A 7,274-nucleotide genomic window follows, 5' to 3' on the forward strand; every position below is an offset into this window, starting at 1 on the left:
CCCAGCCCGCCCCAGCTGATCGAAGCGATCGCAGGCCCCGGGCACAGCCCCGCCATGCCCCAGCCCGCACCGAACATCAGCGAGCCGATCACCAGGTTCCGGTCGATCTGGCTGCCCGGCTTGCGCGGCATCTCGCCGCCCAGCACCGGCCTTGCGCGCCGCGCGGCGATGTTCCACGCGACCGTCATCGGCAGGATCGCGCCGCCCAGCACGAAAGCCAGCGTCGGGTCCCAGTCACCGAAGATATCCAGCCAGCCCTGCACCTTGTCGGTATTGGTCATGCCCGAGACCAGCAGACCCACACCAAACAACCCGCCGGCGACGAAAGCAAAGAGATTGCGCAGCATCAGATCACCCCCAGAACATGTTTGAACAGAACCACCGCCAGCCCCCCGGCCAGCAGGTAGAACACCGTCGCCCCCATCCCGCGCAGCGAGAAGCGCGAGATACCGCAGACCCCGTGCCCTGAGGTGCAGCCATTGGCCAGCCGCGTGCCGACCCCCACCAGAACCCCCGCCGCAACGATCAGGGCAAGGTTTGAGGTGATGTTGGTGCTGACCTCAACCGTGTAGAGCGGGCGCACCAGAACCGGCACCAGCGCCAGCCCTGCCAGAAAGGCCAGCCGCTCAGCCCATGTGGCCCAGCCCGAGCGGTCCACCAGCCCGCCGATGATCCCCGAGGCGCCCATGATCCGCCCGTTGACCAGCAGAAACACCGCCGCCGCAGAACCGATCATCAGGCCTCCGACAAGGCCCCAAATCCAATCCGTTTCCATGTTCATCTTCCCGTTACTGGCCCCCGTCCAGGCGGGGTTTGCCGTGTTGTGCTGTCAGCGAAAGCCGCGCCCCCTTCTTCCCGGGCGCGCGGCTTTCAGCGCTCAGAGGCCGTTGACCGGCACTTTCAGATAGCTCATCCCGTTGTCTTCCGGCGGCGGCATCTGGCCTGCGCGCATATTGACCTGCAGCGAGGGGATGATCAGCCGCGGCATGGCCAGTTGTGCATCGCGCTCGGTCCGGGCGCGGACGAACTCTTCTTTTGAGCTGCCCTCGCCCACATGCTTGTTCACCGCCTTCTGCGCGCCCACCGTGGTTTCCCAGGCATATTCATCGCGCCCCTCGGCCTTGTAATCATGGCCGACAAAGATGCGCGTGGCCTCCGGAAGGCTGAGAATTTTCTGGATCGATTCCCACATCGTATCGGCCGATCCGCCCGGGAAATCGCAACGCGCCGTGCCGAAATCGGGCATGAACAGCGTATCGCCCACAAAGGCCGTATCACCGATGACATAGGTCAGGCAGGCGGGCGTGTGCCCCGGCGTATGCATCACATCGCCGCGCAGCTGGCCGATATGGAAGCTGTCGCCATCCTGAAACAGCGCATCAAACTGACTGCCGTCGCGCTGAAACTCGGTCCCCTCGTTGAAGACCTTGCCGAAGGTGTCCTGCACCACGGTGATGTTGCGGCCAATGGCGATCTTGCCGCCGGTTTCCTGCTGGATATAGGGCGCGGCAGACAGATGGTCGGCATGGACATGGGTTTCCAGCAGCCATTCCACCTTGAACTGTTTTTCCCGGATGAAGCGGATCACCGCATCGGCTGAGCGCGTATCGGTGCGCCCTGAGGCATAGTCGAAATCCAGAACGGAATCGACCACGGCGACCTTGTCCGAGGACGGGTCACGCACGACATAGGTGACAGTAAAGGTGGCCTCGTCAAAGAAGGCAAAGACTTCGGGTTTCATGGGTCGCTCTCCAAAACTGTTTGCTGACGGCAATATAGCGGAATGAAATCATATTGCAAGTTGTGAATGTGTATTTTTGACCTGCATCAACCCGCCACCCCCTGCACCACGCTACTGTACACCACCAACGCGAACAGGAGGATACCGATGCCCGATTTTTCCAAAGCAGACTTTTCCAAAGCCGAACTTGACCGCCGCAAGGCCGCGCTCTCGCAGCGTCTGGCCGAGCTGGACAGCCGCCTGCACGGCATCGAAGCCGAGCTTCAGTCCCATGACAGCAAGGACTGGGAGGAGATGGCGACCGAACGCGAGCAGGATGAGGCGCTGACCGCACTCGGCGAAGACGGCCAGCACGAGATCCGCATGATCAACGCCGCCCTTCAGCGTATCGACGAGGGGGAGTATGGCTTCTGCACCCAATGCGGTACCCGGATCGCGCCCGAGCGGCTTGACCTGCTGCCCGCGACGCCCTTCTGCGCGAATTGCGCCCGCTAGCGGCATTTCCGGCGCAAAAGCCCTGTCAACTTCGTCACAACCTGCTTTAATACACCCGTCAACCACGGGGAGGAGGGGCAGTGCGCGAGGATCAGGGCGCAGAGACAGGCCAGCCCGCCATAGCCGAAACGCTGGGCGGGGCCGGGGCAAGCGAGAACTATGTACAGCGGCGCCTGCAGGATGGCGTCGCGGTGCTGACGCTTGCCGGGCCGGGGGGCAACCGCTTTGCCCCCGCGCTGGCACAGGCGCTCGCGCGCGCGCTGACCATGGCGCAGCGCGACCCCGGGGTGCGCGCCGTGGTGATCACCGCGCGCGGGCCTGATTTCTGCGCAGGCCCGTATGCCGACCTGCCGCCGCCGGGGCCTGACCCCACAACCGCGCCCGCCATTCTTGACCAGCTGGACGACCTTTGCCGCCAGATCGCCGACAGCCCGCGCCCGGTGGTCTGCGCGCTGCACGGGCGGGTGGCCTCGGCGGGGCTGGCGCTGGCGCTGGCGGCAACGGAACGGCTGGCCGATCCGCGCGCGGGGCTGCATTTTCCTGAGACGCGGCTGGCGCGGCTGCCGCCGGGCAATGGCGCGGTACGGCTGGCATGGCGCATCGGAGCCGGTGCAGCGCTGGCGCTTTTGCAACGCGAAGGGCCGATGCCCGCCCCGGCAGCCCTTGCCGCCGGGCTGGTCGACGCGCTTGAAACAGAGGGGCTGGTCCCTGCCGCCATCGCCCGCGCGGCGGCACTGGCGCGGGCCGCGCCGGTGGGGGAGACAATCCCTCCCGGCCTGCGCGATGCCCCAGCCTTTCATGCCGCGATTGGTGCCGCGCGCGCCGCCCTTCCCGCCCCCCTGCCACCGCAGCGCCGGCACGAGGCACTGCTGATCGACGCGGTCGAGGCCGCGCAACTGTTGCCGATGGATCAGGCCCTTGCGCTGGACTCAGTCCTTGCCCGCGATGTCGCCACCGCCCCGGCGGCGCGCGCGCTGGTGCATCTGTCGCGTGCCGCGCGCCGGGTGCTGGACACACCCGAATCCCGCGCCACCCCGCGCACCGCGCCGCACAAGGGGCCGCTGCTGGCCGCCCTCGGCCCGGCCGATGCCGCGCTGCTGCTGCCGCCTCTGCTGCGCGCGGGGCACGCCGTCACGCTGATCCTGCCCGATACCGCGCAACTGACCGCCGCGCTTGAGGCGGTGGCCGAAGCGCAGCTTGCCGCCGTCGCCTCCGGCGCGCTGACGCAGACCCGGGCCGACGCCGCCTGGGCACAACTGCAAGGGGCGCTGACGCCTGAGCCTGAGGCGCAGCCCCGGCTGGCCATCGCCGGGCCGGGGCTGCTGGAAGGGCTGGCCGGAGTGCTACCCGCCGGTTGCGCGCTGCTGGCCTGGAACACAGCGCTCAGCGGGCTTGCGCAATCTGCACAGGCCATTGCCCTGATGCCCGCCCCGGTGCGCAGCCGCGCCGGTCTGCCGCAACTGGTGGAACTGGTGGTCCGGCCAGGCATGGACCCGGCAACCGCCGCGCGCGCCACCGAACTGGTGCTGGCACTGCACCTGACCCCCCTGCGCGCGGGCGGCGCCCCCCTCCTGCCGCCGCTTCTGCGCGCCGCGCGCGACGCCGCGCAACGCCTGATCGCATTGGGCGTGCCGGATGCCACATTGCGCGGCAGCGGCCTGCTGCCGCCCGCCGCCTTCCTGCCAGCTCAGGTCACACCAGCCCCCGCAGATACACCCGCCGAAGCCGCCGCCGAAATCCCTGATCTGCCCCTGCCCGCGGAGCGTCTGCTTCTGCTGGCCCTCATCAACGCGGGCGCAAGGCTGCTGGAAGCGGCGCAGGCGCTGCGCCCGTCGGATATCGATATCGCAATGGTGCTGGGGGCGGGCTATCCCAACTGGCGCGGCGGCCCGATGGCCGAAGCCGACAGCATGGGCCCGCTTGTCCTGCGCCACGAGCTGCTTCAGGCCGCCACGCTTGACCCCGGCCTCTGGTCACCGGCACCGCTGATCGGTGAAATGATCCGCCAGGGCTGGCGTTTTGAGGATCTCAACACCGACTGAAAGGCGCGCGCCGCCCCCCTTCATCTTGCCGGAAATACGCGGGGGGTGAGCGGCGTCCCGGGGGCCTTCCAGTGGAAGGCCCCAGCTTTGAGCGCCGAGCCCGTGGCCCCATCTGGAAAGAAGGGCCGGGAAATGGCCGCAGGCCCAGAGGGGGCAAAGCCCCCTTCCTTCTGCCCTGTCCCACCCCTCTCCCGTCTGGCGCGCTATTTCAGCGAGACACCCACGACCACCAGCATCAACCCGATGACCGACACGAAGAGTGCCACCATGTTCCAGACCACGCCGCGCTGAAGACGCGCGCGCAGGCTGACTTCGTCCAGCCCGGCGCGGCGCAGGCGCAGGACATAGACAATGCAGGCCCCCAGCCCGGCCACGCCCGCCAGCGTGACCGCTGCGCCGGCCCAGATGATGATATCGAAAAGGCCCATGCCCTGCCCCTTTTTTGTTTCCGCCGCCCAGGGGGCTGCCGCCCCCTCTGGCCTGCGGCCATTCACCCCCGCGCGTATTTCTGGCAAGATGATGCCGCAAGCCGGGTGGGGCGCGCCGATATAGCCGCAAGGCCGCGCGCGCCGCAACCCCCGCGCGCATCCCCGGCATCTCCCTTTGCACGGGCCCGCAGACCCCTTGCCTGCGCAAAGCCAAGCGGCTAGGACATGCGGGCACAGCGCAAGAAGAGGCATTCATGAGCAGCCCAGACACCACCTATTCGGTCACAGCCGACGAACTGCGCCAGTTCGTTGAGCGTTATGAACACCTTGAGGCCGAGAAGAAAGACATCGCCGATCAGCAGAAAGAAGTGATGGCCGAAGCCAAGGGGCGCGGCTATGACACCAGTGCACTGCGCAAGATTGTCGCCATCCGCAAGCGCAAGCCCGACGACATCGCCGAGGAAGAAGCCGTGCTTGAGGTTTACAAGGCCGCGCTGGGGATGGTGTAAGCCGCGCGCCGCTTTTCATGGCGGCGACAGGCGGGGCGGCGGCCCTCAGGCTTTCAGAAAACCTCAGGCTTCCAGAAAATCCACCCCGGGCATCTGCGCGATCAGATCGACATCCTGCGCGTAAAGCTCGCTCAGGATGTCGGCGTGGTCTTCCTGCCAGCCCGGAAGCGTGGCCTCGACCTCCAGCTTCTCGGGCAGGGCGAATTTGTCGAGGAAGGCGCTGAGCACCTTGCGCCGCTGCAGATCGGTCATCGGCGGGCGCTCGGCCAGCCAGTTACCCATCAGCCGCAATCCCTCTTCCGAGACAAAGCCGCGATACCAGTCAAACACTCCTTCCAGCACCCGGTCATCCGGATGCCCGGAGACCTCGCGCAGGATCTCGGGCCACAAAAGCGGCGTATCCTCGTCGCACCACACCGTCAGGCGGCAATCCGGCACCGCCGCGTGGATGCGCCCCAGCGTTTCGGACCAGCGCAGCAGCAGCGGGTTTTCCGCCCCCATCACCTGCTCGGCACCGCCCGCGCCGGAATGCTCGGCCAGCGCCGGAAGGAAAGTCGCCGGGTTGCGGATGGCCATATAGAATTCCACCCTTGCGGAGGGGAACAACCGGCGCAGGCCCGCCACCTTGGCCGCCGCATCCGGGTAGATCTGGCCCTTGCCGATCGCCCAGCGGTGATTGCTCAGAAAGCAGTCCGAGGAAAACACCACGCGGTTGACCGTATCTTCGGTGATCAGGCTGTCGAGCAGCGCTTCCTGCGTTTCGGCATCGGTGGCGGTGTCGCGCATCTCATGGGCGGTACGGCGCAGGAGGGTGCGGTAGCGGCTGGTGCCGGGAATGCTGATTCCATCCCTGGCAAGCACCGCGCGGTTGCGCATCAGGCAGCGGATCAGCCGGTCTTCATCGGTCAGATGCGCCCCGAGGTGAATGGCTATTTCCATGTTCCCGGGAACTTCCTTCCATCGCCTGCCAAGGGCCTGATTCTGGCCGATTCCGCGCGCAGGCGCAACCCCGGCGCCGTTCCCGGCCGGCGGGGCTGAAAAACCGGGCGCGAAACGGCGGGAAAGGCATACCTTGCCGCTTGAGCGCCCCGCCCAAACCCGCTATCAGGGGCGCGTTGCCGGTTTAGCTCAGCTGGTAGAGCAGCGGTTTTGTAAACCGAAGGTCGGGGGTTCAAGTCCCTCAACCGGCACCATGATGGCCCCGTGGCAATGACGCATTGGCGTGCAGGCTGGTTCATTCTTCGACACCCCCTTGCCTGAGTTCCCCTGAGGGCACGGTCGGATCCGGGTGTGAGATCTGGCCGGGGATGGGGCGCCAGTGCCGCGAAGGCGCCCGTTTCTGCAAAGGAAGGCTTTATGCTTTGCCGTGTGAGAGCATCACCCACAGCTCCGGGTATTCAGTCACCGCACCAAAATCGTCAACCGCGAGGGTCGTACGATAATCATGATGCGGGGATGCATAGCCGAAGGCATGGTTTTGGATGCGCCGGTAGCTCTGGCGCAGCGGCTTTACGGTCCAGTCTGCGGTATCCAGCCATACTGCAACCGAATCCGCTTCATCGCCCGTGGACAGGTCCAGTCGTCGAATCGCGTTTGTGTTGCTGGCGGGTGTGAAGCCAAGGTCGATATCTTTCAGCCCCTTAAGGGCATGGTCCTTGCTGCCGTTAATGCACCAGCCGTCGTCGCCATCACGCTCGACATCTAGCTGGAAGTCGCTCTTGCCGATCCATCCTGCGACAGAGGCTTGCAAGCTTGTCCACTGTCGGTCGCAGAGCAGGCGATATGCAAGATTGGCGGCCTGTCCCTCATGCTCGAAAACAGCTGTACCCTTGATGGTCCAGCCAGCGGCGGTCTCGGCAAACCGGCAGGCGTCATGCCCTTCTTGATCCAGGCGTTTCCAAAGAACGGTATGCATTAGACCTCCGGAGTTCAGATGTGCCTCAAGCCAGTCTAACAGTCATGAGCAGCGGCAGCAAAGTCCGCATCCAAAGATCCGGTGGATCAGGCCCGCCCGTCCCCGCCCCCATACGTCAGCCATGCGCGCCCGAAGGCCACATGC

Annotated in this window: 9 protein-coding genes and 1 tRNA gene; 4 read left to right on the plus strand and 6 right to left on the minus strand. The window is 66.2% G+C overall.

From position 1 onward, the window contains the following. The 3 genes from V7Q53_RS22565 to V7Q53_RS22575 all read right to left on the minus strand — a co-directional run. The coding region (locus V7Q53_RS22565; protein WP_333831199.1) for a DUF6691 family protein at positions 1 to 347 on the minus strand (347 nt) is incomplete at its 3' end. Next, positions 347 to 775: a YeeE/YedE family protein gene (locus V7Q53_RS22570; protein ID WP_333831201.1), complete on the minus strand. Its 429-nt coding sequence runs from the start codon at positions 773 to 775 to the stop codon at positions 347 to 349. The genes V7Q53_RS22565 and V7Q53_RS22570, both read right to left, overlap by 1 nt. A 102-nt stretch (positions 776 to 877) precedes the next feature. Next, positions 878 to 1,741: an MBL fold metallo-hydrolase gene (locus V7Q53_RS22575; RefSeq protein WP_333831203.1), complete on the minus strand. Its 864-nt coding sequence runs from the start codon at positions 1,739 to 1,741 to the stop codon at positions 878 to 880. Positions 1,742 to 1,888: 147 nt separating this feature from the next. On the opposite strand from V7Q53_RS22575, the gene V7Q53_RS22580 reads away from it, so the two are divergent. After that, a complete protein-coding gene (locus V7Q53_RS22580; protein WP_333831205.1) occupies positions 1,889 to 2,236 on the plus strand; it encodes a TraR/DksA family transcriptional regulator in 348 nt (115 codons plus the stop codon). Between the two features lie 80 nt (positions 2,237 to 2,316). Then, positions 2,317 to 4,278, plus strand: coding sequence for an enoyl-CoA hydratase-related protein (locus V7Q53_RS22585; RefSeq protein ID WP_333831206.1), 1,962 nt, complete (start codon positions 2,317 to 2,319; stop codon positions 4,276 to 4,278). Between the two features lie 203 nt (positions 4,279 to 4,481). Here V7Q53_RS22585 and V7Q53_RS22590 read toward each other — a convergent pair whose 3' ends face one another. Next, on the minus strand, positions 4,482 to 4,706 hold the full coding sequence (locus V7Q53_RS22590) for a hypothetical protein (RefSeq protein ID WP_333831207.1): 225 nt from the start codon (positions 4,704 to 4,706) through the stop codon (positions 4,482 to 4,484). A gap of 254 nt (positions 4,707 to 4,960) precedes the next feature. Between V7Q53_RS22590 and V7Q53_RS22595 the strand changes: the two genes are divergently transcribed. After that, positions 4,961 to 5,215, plus strand: coding sequence for a DUF2312 domain-containing protein (locus tag V7Q53_RS22595; protein WP_333831210.1), 255 nt, complete (start codon positions 4,961 to 4,963; stop codon positions 5,213 to 5,215). 63 nt (positions 5,216 to 5,278) lie between these two features. Here V7Q53_RS22595 and V7Q53_RS22600 read toward each other — a convergent pair whose 3' ends face one another. Then, positions 5,279 to 6,154 carry a hypothetical protein gene (locus V7Q53_RS22600; RefSeq protein ID WP_333831212.1) on the minus strand — a complete coding sequence of 292 codons (876 nt, stop codon included), beginning with the start codon at positions 6,152 to 6,154 and terminating at the stop codon, positions 5,279 to 5,281. 178 nt (positions 6,155 to 6,332) lie between these two features. On the opposite strand from V7Q53_RS22600, the gene V7Q53_RS22605 reads away from it, so the two are divergent. Next, a tRNA-Thr gene (locus V7Q53_RS22605) sits at positions 6,333 to 6,408 on the plus strand. Between the two features lie 161 nt (positions 6,409 to 6,569). On the opposite strand, the gene V7Q53_RS22610 is transcribed toward V7Q53_RS22605, so the two are convergent. Beyond that, positions 6,570 to 7,130, minus strand: coding sequence for a putative glycolipid-binding domain-containing protein (locus V7Q53_RS22610; protein ID WP_333831215.1), 561 nt, complete (start codon positions 7,128 to 7,130; stop codon positions 6,570 to 6,572). Between the last annotated feature and the right edge of the window lie 144 nt (positions 7,131 to 7,274).

It is taken from the genome of Pararhodobacter sp., assembly GCF_036802785.1.
In the GTDB taxonomy this organism is placed as follows: Bacteria; Pseudomonadota; Alphaproteobacteria; order Rhodobacterales; family Rhodobacteraceae; genus Pararhodobacter.

What these genes read in the sequence shown, in the direction of transcription:
- V7Q53_RS22570 (WP_333831201.1), bottom strand. Translation starts at nt 775, where the DNA reads ATGGAAACGGATTGGATTTGGGGCCTTGTCGGAGGCCTGATGATCGGT.
- V7Q53_RS22575 (WP_333831203.1), bottom strand. Translation starts at nt 1,741, where the DNA reads ATGAAACCCGAAGTCTTTGCCTTCTTTGACGAGGCCACCTTTACTGTC.
- V7Q53_RS22580 (WP_333831205.1), top strand. Translation starts at nt 1,889, where the DNA reads ATGCCCGATTTTTCCAAAGCAGACTTTTCCAAAGCCGAACTTGACCGC.
- V7Q53_RS22590 (WP_333831207.1), bottom strand. Translation starts at nt 4,706, where the DNA reads ATGGGCCTTTTCGATATCATCATCTGGGCCGGCGCAGCGGTCACGCTG.
- V7Q53_RS22595 (WP_333831210.1), top strand. Translation starts at nt 4,961, where the DNA reads ATGAGCAGCCCAGACACCACCTATTCGGTCACAGCCGACGAACTGCGC.
- V7Q53_RS22600 (WP_333831212.1), bottom strand. Translation starts at nt 6,154, where the DNA reads ATGGAAATAGCCATTCACCTCGGGGCGCATCTGACCGATGAAGACCGG.
- V7Q53_RS22610 (WP_333831215.1), bottom strand. Translation starts at nt 7,130, where the DNA reads ATGCATACCGTTCTTTGGAAACGCCTGGATCAAGAAGGGCATGACGCC.